Genomic DNA, 16,179 nt, shown 5'->3' with positions numbered 1-16,179 from the left:
CAGCATGCCCGAGGAGACCAATTTGGAATCGAAGGGGATGTAGCTCAGTTGGGAGAGCATTTGAATGGCATTCAAAAGGTCGGGGGTTCGATTCCCCTCGTCTCCACCACTCTCAGCCGAACCTAATAGATAGTTTCCTTTCCTAATCACTGTCAAGACTAATGCGAGAGAATCATTGGACTTTTACCAGCCGGGGAAATCCCAAAAAAGACGAGGTGCTTTGGCTTCGGGACCCCTTACATTCTTTCGACCGATCCTTTAGCCCGGAACTTTCTTCTGACTATTATCTCACTGTGGCAGAAGGTCCCGAAAAATTCTCCGGATTTTCAAATAGCGATATTGTGGATTTTCTACAGAAAAGAAAGAAGAAACAAATTCTAATTGCGGAAGGATTTTCCGCGAGATTGATCTGGCCACTTCTTACCCAACCGAATGAAAAAATACTTTCTGCATTTCTGATCTTCCCGAACCCTCTTCCGGTATCCGGCTATTCAGCTTCGATTTTAGAAAAAACGGATTGGTTTTTACGGAATTTAACACAGATCCCTAAGTTCTTTTTGGACCCATTCGGTTTAGAAAAGCTTTGGAACGGATTGGAAAAGGATGACCTATACTCCCAAAAAGCAAAATGTCCTGTTGGTATCCTTCTTCCTAGAACAATCGGACCTTTGGAAAGCCAAGCCGAAATATTACAAAACATTTCCGTTGGAACTTCAGTGTTTAGATGGGAAGCTCAAAATCCAAGATTTTCAGAACCGACCACTGGAATGCTGTCTAAAATCCTAGAACCATTCTTAAAATCTGGTGGGCAAAAACCGGTGAAGGATAGCTCTAGGACAAGGTTCTGAAAAATGTCAGTACGTAAAATTCTCAAAATCGGTGATCCACTTCTAAGAAAGACCAGCGACGATGTTCATCCGGACGAGCTGGGGACCAAAGAGTTCAAAAAGTTGATCCGGGACATGTTCGATACAATGAGACATGCAGATGGAGTTGGCCTTGCTGCTCCTCAGATCGGTATCATGAAGAAGATCGTGGTAGTAGGCTCCGATCCCGAAGATGATAGTCCATCCAGAGTTCCGGAAAGGATACTGATCAATCCAGAGATCAAACCGATCACTGATTCAGTAGACGGTAACTGGGAAGGATGTCTTTCTGTTCCCGGCATGAGAGGTTATGTAGAAAGACCTAATAAGATCCAATTGAAATGGATGGATGAAAAAGGAAATACCCACGACGAAACCATCGAGGGATATTCCGCAATCGTATACCAACATGAATGCGATCACCTACACGGAGTTTTGTACGTAGATAGATTAAAGAGTACAAAAATGTTCGGGTTCAATGATTCCATGGAACTAAGCGGTCCAATCCTGGACTAAAAAATCTTCTCCCCTAACCTTTTAAGCAGAATACACCTATGAAAAGTATCATCGAATATTTCCTTTCGAAAAGTATCTTCGTAAATTTACTCACCGTTCTAATCATTCTTTCCGGAAGTTTTCTTGCCGTTAAAATGAATAGAGAAGCGTTCCCGAATATCAACTTTGATATAGTTTCTATCTCTACTTTGTATCTGGGTGCTTCTCCCCAAGAGGTGGAAAAGTTAGTCACAAATCCTTTGGAAAAAGCGATCAAAGAAGTGGATGGGATTAAAGAATATAGATCCGCTTCTATCGAAGGTAGATCCGGAATCGTGATCACTTTGGATCCAGATACTAAGGATACTCAAAAGGTGGTGGACGATATTAAATCCGCCATAGACCGGGTAGAAGATCTTCCTGAAGAAGTAGAAGATCCTATTGTAACAGAGATCACAACTGCAAGGACTCCGGTGATCGAGGTTTCTATCACATTAAAAGATGATGATGGATCTGTCGAGGCAGAGAAGAAGTTACGTGCTCAAGCAAAAATAGTAGAACAAGCACTTTTAGATATTTCGGGAGTTGCTAAGGTTTCTCGTAGGGGTTGGAGAGAAACCGAGATGCAAGTGGATATTCTTCCAAATAGTTTATTCGGTTTTTATCTCACTGGCCAAGATGTAATAGGTGCATTAAGAAATCGCAACGTAAATGTTCCCGGTGGAAATATCACTGGTCTGGATAAGGAGATTATTCTTAGGACTATCGGAGAATTCGATACTCCTGAGGAGATTTCCAAAGTACATGTTAGAGGAAATGAGATCGGAAATGCGATACGTATCCAAGACATAGCAAGGGTGACGGAAGGTTTAAGAGAAGCGGATTATATTGAGAATGTAAACGGGACCAAAACCGTAGCTCTTACAGTTCTAAAAAGACAAAGTGCAGATGCAATCAAGGTAGTGGACAGTGTAAAATCCACTGTAGAAAAATTCCGTAAAGGTTCTCCCGAATTCCAATACGCATTCGTAAATGATCTTTCTAAATATATCAGACGTAGATTAAACGTTTTAATCTCAAACGCTGCATTCGGGATGATCTTAGTTACTGGATCTCTATTCTTCTTTTTAGGATGGAGAGTGGCCCTTATGACCGCACTTGGGATTCCGGTGTCTTTCGGTGCTACCTTCTTCATTATGGATCAATTTGGCCTGACCTTAAATTTGATCTCTATGTTCGGACTAGTCTTGGTCGTTGGTATCCTTGTGGATGATGCGATCATCATCTGTGAGAACGTATATAGATATATTGAGGAAGGACTTCCTCCTTACGAGGCTACTCTAAAAGGGACCTTGGAAGTAGTTTCTCCAGTGACTGCTACTGTTACTACAACAATCGCGGCATTCGCCCCACTACTATTCATGCCAGGGATTTTCGGTAAGTTCGTATTCAGTATTCCACTTGTTGTGATAATCGCACTTTGCGCTTCTCTTGCGGAAGCATTCTTTATTCTTCCAAACCACTTGTATGATATCAATAAGGGTGGAGTAAAAGTGGGAGAGATTAAAGAGGAGTCCGGATGGTTCTCTAAATTTAGGAATACTAAGTATGTCCCTGCACTTAGATTCGCATTGAATAATCCGTGGAAGATGACAATTGGGCTTGTTTCTTTATTGATTGCGAGTTTTATAATACAGATTTTATTCTCTAAATTTAAATTATTTCCAGGTTCAGTAGATCAGTTCTACGTAAAGGTTACTGCAAAAACCGGGGCGAGCTTAAACGAGACCTATCGTTATTTAGAGGTGATCGAAAAGGAGATCGCAAAAGTTCCCGGGGAAGATCTGGAAAATTATGCAACTCGCGTAGGGATCATCCAAGCTAATCCGAATGATCCTTTCACCAAAAGAGGAAAACATTACGGAATGGTAATGGCCTATCTAACTGCGGAAGAGAACCGTAAAAAATGTCATAAGACAGACGATATAATACAAAAACTCAGAAGAAAAACTCTTTGGTTACTCAATGAAACTTCTCGCAAAATTGAAGAAGAGAAGATCCAAAAAGAAGCGGAAGAAACCAAAAACCCTTGTGATATCCCAGAGCCTACGGTGATCCCTGAAGAATTTGAATCTCTTAGAGGAAAACTGATCGCTCTAGAATATGAAAAAGTATCCGGAGGACCTCCAGTAGGAAAACCGGTTGCGATCGAGATAAGAGGAGATAGTTACGATACTCTTCTTAAAATTGCGGCAGAATACAAAGGTGTATTAGAAAGAGTAAGAGGAGTCACTGATATAGCTGACGACTTCAACGAAGGAAAAGACGAGGTCCGAATTAGGGTAAGCGAATCATTAGCTTCCACTGCCGGAGTTTCCGTATTCAGAGTTGCTCAAGCAATCAATACTGCTTTCCAAGGAACTGTTGCCACAAAGATCAAAAGAACGGACGAGGAAGTAGAAGTAAAAGTACGTTTTCCGGAATCCTACAGAAAGTCTGTGGACAGTTTGAACCATGTATATGTTTCGAATTCTATCGGAAAAATGATCCCAGTATCTCGACTGGTAACAATGCAAAGGCTCCCGGGTGTTTCTAATATCAATCACTTGGACGGAAAACGTTTAATAACTGTCTCCGCGAATTTAGCAGGCGGAAAACAAGCAAACTCCAGGGAAGCAAATGCTTTCGCTAAAAAAATAGCCGAAGAAGAAAAGATCATAGATAAGTACCCGGGTTATATTGTCCGTTTCGGCGGAGAGAATAAAGATACAGAGGAATCCATGGGATCCTTGGGATTTCTATTCTTAATGGCCCTACTCATAATGTACATCATCATCGCTTCTCAATTCGGATCTTTGATGCAACCTCTCGTGATAGGAAGTGCCATCCCCTTCTCCTTTATTGGAGTAATCTTGGCATTTGTGAGTCATGGAGAATATTTCGGATTTTTGGCAATGCTTGGAATTGTAGGTCTTGCAGGAGTTGTAGTAAACGACTCAATTGTACTTGTGGACTTCGCAAACACACTTCGCAGAGAAAATCCGAATAAGAACATTAAGGAAATCCTAATAGATACAGGAAACTTAAGGCTAAGAGCTGTGACCTTAACAACTGTAACCACAGTTTTAGGACTTTTACCTACTGCATACGGGATCGGAGGATATGATCCATTCCTAGTTCCAATGGCTTTGGCATTCGGTTGGGGACTCGCATTTGCTAGTATCATTACACTTCTGATGGTACCTGTGTTTTATCTTCATCTATACAATTTCCAAAATTGGTTCTCATCAAAAACGAAACAATTTCAGGCATGGTTAGATCAGTTTTTCGGCAAGAAAAAAGGATCACATAGAGGAGCTGTCTATTTCCCAAGCCCTGAATTTTCCAGTGAGCCAGATCCGGTTATTACGAATAATAAAGGTAAAAAGAAGAAGTAAATAGATCAAAACGAAAAGTAGGAATTAATCCTGCTTTTCGTTCAATACTTCCGGAACGGTTACGAATTTATAACCTTTGTTTAACATCGCCTGGATAAAATCAGGTAGAATATAGATAAGTTTTTCGGATTGTCTAGGCGAACCCAAGTGCATCAAAATAATTGCACCGTTCATCCCATTTTTGTCAGCAGCTTCCCAGCGATATAAAAAGTCCAACATCTCTTCTTTCGTTTTATAATGAGGATTTTGAACTAGTTTTGTTTTTCCGGTCGCGGAATCCTTTTTGGTTATGTATTTCTTATACACAAAGTCAGGTACATCCAGAGAACCTACAGTATTATTACTCCAGAAAATATGATTTTCATAACCTTGTGTGGCATATACATCTAAGATGATCTGGTCCACTGCGCCATATGGTAATCTATAATATTTGGTAAGAGTAAGCCCAGTAATCGTTTTAAACTTATCCTCAACGGAAGTTAATTCTTCCAAAAGAAGATTAAAATCCGGGATCTCATCAGCCACATAACTTAGAAGCGCTCTTTTTCTAAGAGAAGGTTCTTTTAAACTTCTTGGTAAATTGAAATGGCTCCAGGTATGATTTCCAAAAACCACTCTACCGTCCAAAGCTGCCAGTTTTTTAAGATAAACTAAATTGGTTTTGGAGAATAGAGATCCCCCTTTTTTAGCGGGATTCTCATTGGAAACGAATAGAGTTACCTTAATCGGGAACCGCATCATAAATTCGTAAAGTATTTGAAGATCTTCCCCAGTCCCCAAATCGAAAGTAAGGGAGATTTCCTTAAAATTAGGATTTCCCCTGCTTATGTTTTTACCTGTTCCGGGTTTAGGAATAACCGCCTGTAAAGAACTTAAGTTTTTATTAACTTCTTCACTTAAATCACCATCAGGAACATCATCCAAGATCGATGATTTAAAACGGAGTACTTCCTCTTCTCTTTGTTGTTCTTCTAATCGTAAACTTGTGATGTCTTCAGAAAGAACAGAGATGACTTCATTCTGTTTTTGGACTGTATTTTGGAGAGAATCCAATCTTCTCGCTAAAGCAAAAACGGTGGTTATGCTCAGGATTAAGAAAAAGAATACGGAAGAACCGATCCGGATCTGACGAAATTTCTTTTCCAGGACTTCGGATTCTACTTCGTTGTCCTGGATTTCCTTAATCGTCTTAGATAGTACTGTGGATTCTTCTTCGCTGAGCATGTTCTGATTTCGGTCAACTGACCAGACGGATGAATTTTCCTTTTTTGCCTTGGCGAATCAAGTATTCTGCGTTTTTGCTTACAGTAAATTTTTCATCCGAAAGTTTCTCTTCGTCGACATAAATCCCCCCGGACTTGATCAACCTTCTCGCTTCGGAGGTAGAAGGAACGAAACCCAGTTTGGCGAGAACCCAGATCAGCTGTGGAGTTTCGGATTCTTGGAAAAATTCGGGGCCTAACTTTGTTTCCGGAATATTCTCAGGGATAGCCCTTGCTTTCGGATTGTGGACCTTATTCCATTCTTCAATTGCTTCCGAATTTGCTTCCGGAGAAGAAAACTGATCCATTATTAATTTTGCAAGTTCCGTTTTAACTTCTTTAGGATGAAGTCCTCCGGACTCGATACCTTTTTTACGTTCGGAAACGGATTCCATAGGAAGATCTGTAAGTAATTCGAAATAATTCCACATCAGATCATCCGAAATGGACATTAATTTTCCGAACATATCGATCGGTTCTTCCGTAATCCCTACGTAATTTCCGAGAGACTTGGACATTTTTTTAACCCCGTCCAGACCTACAAGAAGTGGAAGGGTGATCACACATTGTGCCTCTTTTCCGTACTCTCTCTGTAATTCCCTCCCTACAAGAAGGTTGAATTTTTGGTCCGTTCCACCAAGTTCCACATCGGCTTCCATTTCGACCGAGTCATAACCTTGTACAAGTGGATAGAGGAACTCGATCAGAGAGATAGATTGTCCGCCCTTGTATCTTTTGCTGAAATCATCTCTTTCTAAAATTTGTGCTACACTGTATTTAGAAGTCAGGACCAGAACATCTTCGAAATTCATTCCGGAACACCAACGGGAATTATAAACGATCTTGGTCTTCTCTTTATCTAAAACCTTGAAAACTTGGCTTTGGTAAGTTTCCGAGTTTTTCAGCACTTCTTCTTTAGAGAGTCTTTTTCTGGTTTCGGATTTGCCTGTAGGATCTCCGATCATCGCGGTAAAATCCCCTAGAAGAAAATTCACCTCGTGACCCAGTTCCTGGAAATGCCTCAATTTTCTAAGTAAAACGAAATGCCCCAAGTGCAGGTCTGGAGCTGTCGGGTCGAAACCGGCTTTGATTTTTAAGGACTTTTTTTTAGTAAGTTTTGAGGTAAGTTCCTCTTCACTGATCAGGTCGACTGTCCCGCGTCGTATCAATTCGATTTGTTTTTTAGGTTCCATTTGGCTCTTTTATTGCAATTTCACCCACCGAAATCAGCCTGTAAAGCAGGAAGACCTTGTACATGCAAAAACACGATCGCAAAAGCCGGTTTGAAAAATTAAAAGAAGAACAATTCGACCTCCTGATTTTGGGGGGCGGAGCCACTGGAGCCGGGGCCGCATTGGACGCGAGCCTCAGAGGACTGAAAGTGGCACTCTTGGAAAAATCGGATTTTGCCTCCGGAACATCTTCTCGTTCCACAAAATTAATACACGGAGGGGTTCGTTACCTCGCCCAATTTCATTTCAAACTCATACACGAGGCACTCACCGAAAGACAAAGACTTTTGGACAATGCACCTCACTTGGTCAAACCGCTTCCATTCATTCTCCCCACATACAAACTGTACGAAAAACCGTATTACAGTATTGGAATGACAATGTACGATATTCTGGCTTGGAAAGGAAATCTACCTTCTCATAAAAGAGTTTCTAAGGAAGAAGTAGAAAAGGATTTTCCTGCTCTCCAAACCAAGGGCTTAACAGGCGGAATTTTATATTACGATTCTCAGTTTAACGATGCAAGACTGAATGTAAACATAGCACGTGCCGCTTCTAAAGAAGGCGCTTTAGTACTGAACCAAACAGAACTTTTATCCTTCCAGAAGAAGGACGGCAAAATTGTAGGCGGAAAAGTAAAGGATCTCTTAAGCGGGGAAACTTATAATGTAAAAGCAAAAGTTGTGGTAAATGCAACCGGGCCTTGGGTGGACGATATTCGTTTAAAGGATGATCCAAGAACCTATCGTGTGCTTTCTCCAAGTCAAGGTATCCATTTAGTTTTCAAAAAAGAGACCATTCCTTGCAATACAGCCCTTATCATTCCTAAAACAAAAGACGGACGAGTAGTCTTTATCATTCCTTGGGAAGACCATGTGATCCTAGGAACTACAGATACTCCAATTCATGAAGTCAGTCAAGATCCGCTTCCTTTGGAGTCAGAGGTAGAATTCCTACTTCAGACGGGATCCGATTATTTAGCCTCACCACTCCAAAGAAAAGATATAATCTCAGTATTTTCCGGGATCAGACCTCTTATCTCGCCAGAAGGAAACCAAGATACAAAGAGCATTTCGAGAGAAGAAGTGATCTTAGTCTCCTCTTCCGGGCTTATTACTATGGGGGGAGGAAAATGGTCCACGTACAGAAAAATGTCCGAAGACCTGATCGATAGAGTTTTGAAAGAAGGCGGATTAGAAGAATTCGGATCTAGCCGAACTGCAAAATATGCATTCCCTGGAAAAGTAGGCTATTCGCCAAACTTATACAAAGAGATTCAGAAAATGTATAAGGTAAATGAAGAATCTGCAAAACGCCTCCAGAACTTTTATGGTGGAGAAGTGTTTGTCATCCTAGGTAAAAAACCAACCCAGCTTTTGAAAGGTATAGAATATTTCCAAGAAGAAGTGGAATGGTTTGCAAAAGAAGAATTTGCACTCACAGTGACGGACGTTCTTGCAAGAAGGTTCCGTATCCAATTCTTAGATCTAAAACTTTCTGCTAAATTAGCAACGCCAGTTTCAAAGATCTTGGCTAAACAATTAGGTTGGAAAGAATCTTACAGAAAAGAAAAAGAGTCCGAGGCACTTGAACTCATCGAGTCCCTGAAAGCAACATACGAAGCAAAGGCTAAGTAAAAATTACTTCACACGAAGCTCACAAAGAACACAAAGTCTTTTGTGAGCCGCAGCTCAATCCTTCGTGATCTTCGTGCCTTTGTGCGAAACGCTCTAAAAATTTTAATCGATATAATCTCTCAGTTTTTTAGAACGAGATGGGTGACGTAGTCTTCGAAGTGCTTTTGCTTCGATCTGACGGATCCTTTCCCTAGTTACCTTGAACTGATAACCAACCTCTTCCAGGGTTTGAGGATATCCATCATCCAAGCCGAAACGCATGCGGATCACTTTCTGCTCCCTTGCAGGAAGAGTATGAAGAACCTGACGGATCTGTTCTGCCAAAATACTGGAAGCTGCAGAATTTACTGGAGATTCCACATCCTTGTCCTCGATAAAATCACCTAGTTCAGAATCTTCTTCAGAACCTACGGGGATCTCGAGAGAGATTGGCTCTCTTGCTACGTTTTTAACCGCTTTTACTTTTTGAACAGGCCAACCTAAACGTTCTGCAATCTCTTCGTTGGAAGGATCACGACCAAATTCCTGAACGAACAGACGAGTTTCACGGATCACCTTGTTCACTTGTTCGATCATGTGAACCGGAACACGGATCGTTCTTGCTTGGTCTGAAATTGCGCGGGTAATTGCCTGACGGATCCACCAAGTAGCATAAGTGGAGAATTTATATCCTTTCTTATACTCGAATTTATCCACTGCCTTGATTAGACCGATATTTCCTTCTTGGATCAAATCAAAGAAATGCATTCCTCGGTTCGCATAACGTTTCGCGATGGAGACCACAAGTCTTAAGTTTGCTTTTACAAGTTCCTTTTTGGCCTGAGCGATCTCTCTCTCACCTTTGATGATCTTTTCGCCCCAGTCTTTTATCTCTTGAACAGAAGAACCTGCTTCTTGTTCCATACGGCGAAGTTTACGCTCATTATTACGAATATCTTTGATGACTTCGCGAACCTCGTCTATAGAGACTCCCATCATCTTTTCGATATCTTCTAACTTCTCGTTTTTCTCGATGAAGCGGTTGAAAGCTTTGATATCTTTTACGTCGTAACCATATTGAGCTTTGATCTTTAAGAAATGACGATCGATCTCCTTGATCCTGAAGACCATAGATTTGATCTTTTGGGAAATTTTCTGGATCTCTTTTTGAGAAACTCCAAGTTCCCTTACAGCAGTATCAATGATACCTTTAGAAATATCAATTTTCTCTTTGAACTCTTTGAACTTTTTAGAGTTCTCAGAATATTTGCGGATCCTGGATTGAGCTTCTTGTAAAACTTTTTCCTGTTCTTGGATAACGGAGATGTTCTTGAAGAATAGTTCTTCTAACTTTTTCGCTTCTTCCGCGTTCATCGCGTACATCTTGTCTACTCGGACAAGATCGTACACCTTAGTCTTCTTACTTCGGATCTTAGGAAGAAGTTTGATGAAGTTCGCTCTAAGGATAGAAGAACCTAAGATAGTCTCTTCGATTATCTTCTCGCCCTTCTCAATTTTTTTAGCGAGGAATACTTCCGTTTCTCCGGAGATCAGATTTACTTTTCCGATCTCTTTTAAATACAAACGAATCGGGTCTTCGGAACCACCTGCAGAAGATGCTGTTTCTTTCTTTTTGCGAGCAGGTTTTACCGGAAGAGCCGGATCATCTTTAGGCAGGATGGAAGTAGCCGGCTCCAAAGATTTACGAGTATATTCTTCTACGATCTCTATTCCCATCTCATGAAGAAGAGTAAATACGTCGTCAATCTTCTCTGAGTTTAAGATCTTATCCGGAAGTATCTCATTAATCTCGTCGTAGGAAATTTCGCTATTTGCTTTTCCTATCGCGATGATCTTCTGCACTTCCGGCATGCTTTGTAGATTTTCCATTCTGCGGTCCCCTATCTATCTTACGCCCGAGTTTTCATTACGGATAAATTCCAATAATTTTGCTTTCTCGGTCTTATAATATGCCAGTTTTGTAAAATGTTCGGGATCATCCATAGGCGAACCCGAATCTAACTCTTCCATTCTCTTATCGATCACGAAAAGTTTCTGTTGATTTAATAATCCTTTAAATACCTTCACGGAATCTTCAGGACTCATGTCCGCTTCTGAGATCAGAAAAGGAGCTATGGATTCCTTAAATTCGTTTGGGATCTCTGAAGAAATAACGGAAGCAGGAGAAACTTCTTCTTCGCTTGCGTATCTCGTATATATAAAGTCCCATAAAAACGCACTTTTAGAGTCCAAGAATTCCAATCCGGATAATTCTTCGGAAAAACGGAATAAATGATTAGCCTTCACGAGTAAGGCAATGATCTCTCTTTCGCATTTTTCAGCCGGATTCGGGCCAGATACTCGTTTGGCGGATTTATCCTTATTATTATCGGACTTAGGGTTGGCAAACTTGGCTCCTCCACCCTTATAATCTCGCAAAACTGCATCCATACTGATCCCGAGCCTTCTTGCCCCTAAACCCAGAAAAAACTCCTTATCGGAGTCTCGATTAAACCCTTTCAGGAATTGGTATAGATTGTCCAAAGCTCTTCTTTTCTTTTCAGGAAGAGCTCGAGAATCCGCCTTATCTAAAAGTTCCTCAACCACGAAGGAGGAAGCTGGGATCTGATTTTCCAAAAGTTTATGCAATTCTTGGCGATTCAATTCCTTGGAAAGATCGAAAGGATCCTTTCCTTCCGGCAATAATATAACAAAACAATCCAAGCCTTCTTTCAGGCAAAGTTCCGCTGCATGAAGCGCACCTTTTCTACCTGCAGAATCTCCGTCCAAAACCAGAAGGAATTTGTCGGAGAATTTTTTCATGGTCCGGATATGATTTTCGGTCACAGCGGTTCCCATGCATGCAACGGTATTTTCCAGCCCCTTATCTACGAGACCGATCACATCCAAATATCCCTCCACTAAAATTGAGGTCCTGGACTTTTGGATGGATTCTTTTGCCTGGTGAAGATGATAAAATGTTCTTCCTTTATCAAATATGGAAGAAGCTGGACTGTTCACGTATTTAGACTCTTTTCCCGGGCCTAAAATTCGTCCTGAAAATGCGATTACTCTGCCAGAAAGATCAAAAACAGGGAACATGATCCGATCTCTGAAAAAATCATAAGGTTCCTTACCTTTTTCAGATTCACGGATTAGGCCCACTTCTAAGGCGGCCTTGATCTCTTCTTTTGTATTAAAAACTTTTCCGGCCAAATGATTAAATCCACCAGGGGCATATCCCAGCTGGAATGATTTTTGGATCTCTTCTCCCAGACCCCGAGAATTCAAATATTCTCTTGCTGCAAGACCTTGCGGCCCTCTCAAATTTTCTTGGAAGAAAAGTAGGGCCTTCTTATTTACTTTATATAGAAGTTCAGTTCTTTCTACTTCTTCTTTTGCTTTTTCCTGGATCGGAATGCCTGAATATTCGGAAAGGATCTCTTTCGCTCTTTGGAAATCCACTCTTTCGTAACTCATTACGAATTGGAATAGATCTCCGGATGCCTTACATCCAAAACAATGATAGAATTGTTTATCTACGGAAACATTAAAAGAAGGAGATTTTTCTTGGTGGAATGGACATAGGCCCACCATGTTTCTCCCTCTTTTTTGTAAGGGCACAAATCGACTGATAAAACTTTCGATGGGAACTTCCCTACGAATACGGTCGATAAATTCCCTTTGGAACTGCAAGATAAGCCCGCTTAGGAGAGTTTAGATTTTACGATCGCAGAAACCTTTGATCCGTCTATGTTCGCGCCTTTAAACTCAGCCATAACTTTCCCCATGACCTTTCCGATGTCTTTAGGTCCGGAAGCTCCGAGTTCTATGACGAATTTTTCTACAGCGGCGATGATTTGATCCTCAGGCACATCAGGTGGAAGATATGATTTTAAGACTTCAGCCTCACCCTTTTCTTTCTCCGCGAGATCATTACGATTTGCTTTTTCATACATCTGAATTGCATCCGTACGTTTTACATAGCCACGTTTGATCAAAACGATGACTTGTTCATCGCTTAATTCTTGGGCTCCGTTTTTCGTAAGCTCGTATTGAATATCAGCCTTGAGTAGGCGTAAAGTGGAGAGAAGAGGCTCCTGTTTTGCTTTCATAGCCTCTTTCAGGTCGGTATTAATTTTTAATTGCAGGGACATGCCCGTTCCCCTATCTCTTAGGAACCTAAGACCGGGAATTAACCGCGGTCTTTACGGGAGAAGAGACGTTTTTTCTTTTCTAACTTACGTTTTGCGGATTCTAAAGCCTTTTTCTTTTTGATGCTTGGCTTTTCGTAGAATTCACGTCTTTTGATCTCGCTCATGATTCCGGCGTTAGCGCAATCTCTCTTAAAACGTTTGAGAGCGGATTCGATGGACTCGCCTTCCTTTACAATGATTCCTACCATTCGGTGGAGTTCTCCTGTTTGGATTGTTTTAGGACCGGATAAACAATATCGCAAAAAAACGATACCGACCACTGAAAAGATCAGAGGTCCGGAGTCTGGGGACAAAGTACCCCGTATTTACTAATTTCTGTTGACCGGGTTGGAAGTCAAGGTCATTTGGCCAGTTTTCAGTCTCTAAACTTGGAAAACCCCAAAATGACCTTACATGGTCAAAATGGAGGTCCAGTTATACCCGTATAGACCAAGTATGACTCCGATTCCCACTCCATAAATCAAATGCCCGAAAACATGGGCAGCTGCAACGCTGATCCCGGCTTCTCTAAACTGTTCCATCGGGTGATTTCTCGCTACTAATACCACCAGAAGGAAACCTACCAAATATCCATGGAAGAATCCCACTGCCCCGCCTGTTACAATAGAAGCGATCAAAATATGAGGAGCCAGGCTGATTAGGAACGCATACGGAAATGCAAATATAATCCCTACGATAATATGAGTGATTATCCCCGGGACCAAAGCCCTACTCATATCCTTTGTGAAAAAACTTCCTACGGCTCGGATCATATCTGCATTTACAGATCCTGCATAGTGAATCGACCACATGGAAAGAGACATACAAATGGTTCCGACAAAACCGGCCATGAAGACCAATCCTATTGCTTCCATAATTCCTCCAGCTCGCGGAGGAGAATTGTAGTCTAAAAAATTAAGTCGGACAAGAACTAAAGAGTGTTTTAAGCGGCAAAAAAATCCGCTTTTTGGATGGAAGAAATTTCAATTTCTGCTTCTATTCCGAAATCACCGTTTTTGATCACCACGTCGCCGTTCATTTTTCTATTTTTGTCCAGCTCAATCACGGTTCCATCTTTTAGGGTGAGAATGATATCTATTCCACGGTAATTGATATAACGTTCCAAGGTTGCCTTAAATTGTTTTGCCCTGTCTTTCATCTTCTCCCCCAATACGTTTCAATTTACGGTACAACCGTTCATTTTCTCGATAGAGTTTTTTTTTAGAAATGGGCTTTAAGAAGTTTTTCGTAAACCGGCTGGAAGGAATCTAAAGGTTCAGTGATCTCTAAAAAGCGGATCTCATAGTCAATGATCAGATGATTGACTTGGAAGATCACTTCGTCGAATCTACTTTTTACAATATCCAATCTACAATCCGGACAAAATGTTAAAAAGGACCTGGAATTTAAAACATACAATTTATCGTAAGGGCGAAGATGGGCCTGGATAACTGATTTTAATTCTTCTACAATTTCCCCTGATTTTTGTTCTCCCAATAATTTGAAATACTGGGAAAGATCTTGGAAATAAAAATGGGTTAAAACCATTTCTGTGCTGAGTGAATTTTTAACATCACGCAAGAACTGGTTCGTAAATTCTTCGAACACGTCCGGGATAGGCTGCTTTTGATCCGTTGTTTCCATCTCTATTAGAAATATCGACCTGATACCCATCTAAAAACCGCTTTTTTCAGGCTTGTCAACCTGCCCAGGAGCGATTTTATATCCGGTAGAGCTAAAAAGCAAAAAGGAGAAACCGCTGTGAGCGCCCACCCTACCCAATTAATGAGTCTTTCCCAATATTTGATCGAGGAACAACTCAAACTTCCCCAAGCAACAGGGGATTTTACTGCACTCATGAGCCATCTCGTATACGCTGCAAAAGTTGTTTCTAGAGAAGTAAGAAAAGCCGGTCTTTTAGAAAACATCTTAGGAGCAACTGACCAAACTAACGTCCAGGGCGAAACAGTAATGAAACTGGACGAATACGCGGACAAAATTTTTACTCACACTCTCACTCGTTGCGGACACTTATGCGTGATGGGAAGTGAAGAGCAGGAAGACATTATCACTATTCCTACAGGTTATAAGATCGGAAAATATACGATCGCTATAGATCCTTTGGATGGTTCTTCTAATATTGATGCAAACGTTTCTATCGGTACTATTTTTTCAGTTCATTTGAGAATTTCTCCTCAAGGAACTCCTGGAACCAAAGAAGATCTTTTGCAAAAAGGATCTAAACAAAGAGCTGCAGGATATATCGTTTACGGATCTTCTACCATGCTTGTTCTTTGTGTTGGAAAGGGAGTCTCCGGTTTTACATTAGATCCTTCTTGTGGGGAATTTATCCTATCTCACCCGGAAATGAAAATGCCTGAGTCTGGCGGGATCTATTCCATTAACGAAGGTAACTATGACTATTGGTCGGACGAAGTGAAAAATTATATCCGAAACATTAAGTCAATCGAAGGCGGGCGCAAACCTCAGTCTCTGCGTTATATTGGTTCCCTTGTTGCAGACTTCCACAGAAACCTTTTAAAAGGCGGGATCTTCCTATACCCAAATGATACGAAATCATCTAAATATCCAAAAGGTAAACTTAGACTTTTATACGAAGTTGCACCTATGGCGTTGATCGCTGAGCAAGCTGGTGGAATGGCAGTAACTGTAGAAGGCAAAAGGATTCTGGATCTTCAGCCAGAAGAGCTGCATGAAAGAACCACATTCGTAGTTGGTTCTAAAAAAGAAGTAGAACATTTCCTTACCTTTATAAAAAAATAATATACTTTCGCGGGCTTTCTTTATCTGCTTCGCAGGCAGAAGGTCCGCAATTCACTAACCTTCTCCTTCTTTCCGCTCCTCTTCTCTTTTAAATTTTCCCTCAAAAACCCTTCAAAAATAAGTAATTAAATCCTACTTATATTTTTAGCCATCTCTTACTTTGCACCAAGAAGACTTACATATCGCTTTTCATTCTTCTTATATATTATGTTTTAATAATAAATAAAAATATCATAATTTTATTTTAGCGCTTGCTACAATAATTTGGGCAGATAATCTGCAGGCATTGAA

The 16,179-nt window shown here is 40.9% G+C and carries 14 protein-coding genes and 1 tRNA gene; 6 read left to right on the top strand and 9 right to left on the bottom strand.

What is annotated here, in order from left to right:
* Positions 1–33: 33 nt before the first annotated feature.
* The 4 genes from CH377_RS11490 (at position 34) to CH377_RS11475 (ending at position 4,798) form a co-directional block, all read left to right on the top strand.
* Positions 34–109, top strand: a tRNA-Ala gene (locus CH377_RS11490).
* A 52-nt stretch (positions 110–161) separates the two neighbouring features.
* Positions 162–848, top strand: coding sequence for a hypothetical protein (locus CH377_RS11485; protein ID WP_100723942.1), 687 nt, complete (start codon positions 162–164; stop codon positions 846–848).
* 3 nt (positions 849–851) lie between these two features.
* Entirely contained in the window at positions 852–1,382 is a 531-nt protein-coding gene (gene def, locus CH377_RS11480; protein ID WP_086448754.1) for a peptide deformylase, read from the top strand.
* 38 nt (positions 1,383–1,420) lie between these two features.
* Entirely contained in the window at positions 1,421–4,798 is a 3,378-nt protein-coding gene (locus CH377_RS11475) for an efflux RND transporter permease subunit (protein ID WP_100723941.1), read from the top strand.
* A 24-nt stretch (positions 4,799–4,822) separates the two neighbouring features.
* Here CH377_RS11475 and CH377_RS11470 read toward each other — a convergent pair whose 3' ends face one another.
* Together CH377_RS11470 and tyrS are read right to left on the bottom strand one after the other, a co-directional pair.
* Positions 4,823–6,022 carry a polysaccharide deacetylase family protein gene (locus CH377_RS11470; protein ID WP_100723940.1) on the bottom strand — a complete coding sequence of 400 codons (1,200 nt, stop codon included), beginning with the start codon at positions 6,020–6,022 and terminating at the stop codon, positions 4,823–4,825.
* A gap of 13 nt (positions 6,023–6,035) precedes the next feature.
* A complete protein-coding gene (gene tyrS / locus CH377_RS11465; RefSeq protein ID WP_100723939.1) occupies positions 6,036–7,253 on the bottom strand; it encodes a tyrosine--tRNA ligase in 1,218 nt (405 codons plus the stop codon).
* A gap of 62 nt (positions 7,254–7,315) precedes the next feature.
* On the opposite strand from tyrS, the gene CH377_RS11460 reads away from it, so the two are divergent.
* Positions 7,316–8,929, top strand: a complete 1,614-nt coding sequence (locus CH377_RS11460) for a glycerol-3-phosphate dehydrogenase/oxidase (protein WP_100723938.1) — start codon at positions 7,316–7,318, stop codon at positions 8,927–8,929.
* Positions 8,930–9,031: 102 nt separating this feature from the next.
* On the opposite strand, the gene rpoD is transcribed toward CH377_RS11460, so the two are convergent.
* The 7 genes from rpoD to CH377_RS11425 all read right to left on the bottom strand — a co-directional run bounded on the left by rpoD (position 9,032) and on the right by CH377_RS11425 (position 14,748).
* Positions 9,032–10,798: an RNA polymerase sigma factor RpoD gene (gene rpoD / locus CH377_RS11455; protein ID WP_086448759.1), complete on the bottom strand. Its 1,767-nt coding sequence runs from the start codon at positions 10,796–10,798 to the stop codon at positions 9,032–9,034.
* Between the two features lie 15 nt (positions 10,799–10,813).
* The gene (gene dnaG / locus CH377_RS11450; protein WP_100723937.1) at positions 10,814–12,604 is read right to left on the bottom strand and encodes a DNA primase; all 1,791 of its coding nucleotides are present in this window, start codon (positions 12,602–12,604) and stop codon (positions 10,814–10,816) included.
* An 11-nt stretch (positions 12,605–12,615) separates the two neighbouring features.
* Positions 12,616–13,065 carry a GatB/YqeY domain-containing protein gene (locus CH377_RS11445; RefSeq protein ID WP_100723936.1) on the bottom strand — a complete coding sequence of 150 codons (450 nt, stop codon included), beginning with the start codon at positions 13,063–13,065 and terminating at the stop codon, positions 12,616–12,618.
* 38 nt (positions 13,066–13,103) lie between these two features.
* Complete coding sequence (gene rpsU / locus CH377_RS11440) at positions 13,104–13,313, bottom strand: 30S ribosomal protein S21 (protein WP_008591132.1); 210 nt, start codon at positions 13,311–13,313, stop codon at positions 13,104–13,106.
* A 201-nt stretch (positions 13,314–13,514) separates the two neighbouring features.
* Entirely contained in the window at positions 13,515–13,979 is a 465-nt protein-coding gene (locus tag CH377_RS11435; protein ID WP_100723935.1) for a hypothetical protein, read from the bottom strand.
* Between the two features lie 68 nt (positions 13,980–14,047).
* A complete protein-coding gene (locus CH377_RS11430) occupies positions 14,048–14,263 on the bottom strand; it encodes a hypothetical protein (RefSeq protein WP_086449339.1) in 216 nt (71 codons plus the stop codon).
* Positions 14,264–14,325: 62 nt separating this feature from the next.
* Positions 14,326–14,748 carry a hypothetical protein gene (locus CH377_RS11425; protein WP_100724050.1) on the bottom strand — a complete coding sequence of 141 codons (423 nt, stop codon included), beginning with the start codon at positions 14,746–14,748 and terminating at the stop codon, positions 14,326–14,328.
* Positions 14,749–14,865: 117 nt separating this feature from the next.
* Between CH377_RS11425 and fbp the strand changes: the two genes are divergently transcribed.
* Positions 14,866–15,888, top strand: a complete 1,023-nt coding sequence (fbp, locus tag CH377_RS11420; protein WP_100723934.1) for a class 1 fructose-bisphosphatase — start codon at positions 14,866–14,868, stop codon at positions 15,886–15,888.
* The last annotated feature ends 291 nt before the right edge of the window (positions 15,889–16,179 follow it).

Origin of the sequence: Leptospira haakeii (assembly GCF_002812045.1) — a bacterium.
In the GTDB taxonomy this organism is placed as follows: Bacteria; Spirochaetota; Leptospiria; order Leptospirales; family Leptospiraceae; genus Leptospira_B; species Leptospira_B haakeii.
The sequence above is the reverse complement of the archived record's forward strand: the minus strand, read 5'-3'. Positions and strand labels throughout refer to the sequence as shown.

Coding starts and splice junctions, on each gene's coding strand:
- rpsU (WP_008591132.1), bottom strand. CDS start 13,313: ATGGTAGGAATCATTGTAAAGGAAGGCGAGTCCATCGAATCCGCTCTC.
- CH377_RS11475 (WP_100723941.1), top strand. CDS start 1,421: ATGAAAAGTATCATCGAATATTTCCTTTCGAAAAGTATCTTCGTAAAT.
- CH377_RS11485 (WP_100723942.1), top strand. CDS start 162: ATGCGAGAGAATCATTGGACTTTTACCAGCCGGGGAAATCCCAAAAAA.
- CH377_RS11445 (WP_100723936.1), bottom strand. CDS start 13,065: ATGTCCCTGCAATTAAAAATTAATACCGACCTGAAAGAGGCTATGAAA.
- tyrS (WP_100723939.1), bottom strand. CDS start 7,253: ATGGAACCTAAAAAACAAATCGAATTGATACGACGCGGGACAGTCGAC.
- def (WP_086448754.1), top strand. CDS start 852: ATGTCAGTACGTAAAATTCTCAAAATCGGTGATCCACTTCTAAGAAAG.
- CH377_RS11435 (WP_100723935.1), bottom strand. CDS start 13,979: ATGGAAGCAATAGGATTGGTCTTCATGGCCGGTTTTGTCGGAACCATT.
- CH377_RS11430 (WP_086449339.1), bottom strand. CDS start 14,263: ATGAAAGACAGGGCAAAACAATTTAAGGCAACCTTGGAACGTTATATC.
- CH377_RS11460 (WP_100723938.1), top strand. CDS start 7,316: ATGCAAAAACACGATCGCAAAAGCCGGTTTGAAAAATTAAAAGAAGAA.
- CH377_RS11470 (WP_100723940.1), bottom strand. CDS start 6,022: ATGCTCAGCGAAGAAGAATCCACAGTACTATCTAAGACGATTAAGGAA.
- CH377_RS11425 (WP_100724050.1), bottom strand. CDS start 14,748: ATGGAAACAACGGATCAAAAGCAGCCTATCCCGGACGTGTTCGAAGAA.
- rpoD (WP_086448759.1), bottom strand. CDS start 10,798: ATGGAAAATCTACAAAGCATGCCGGAAGTGCAGAAGATCATCGCGATA.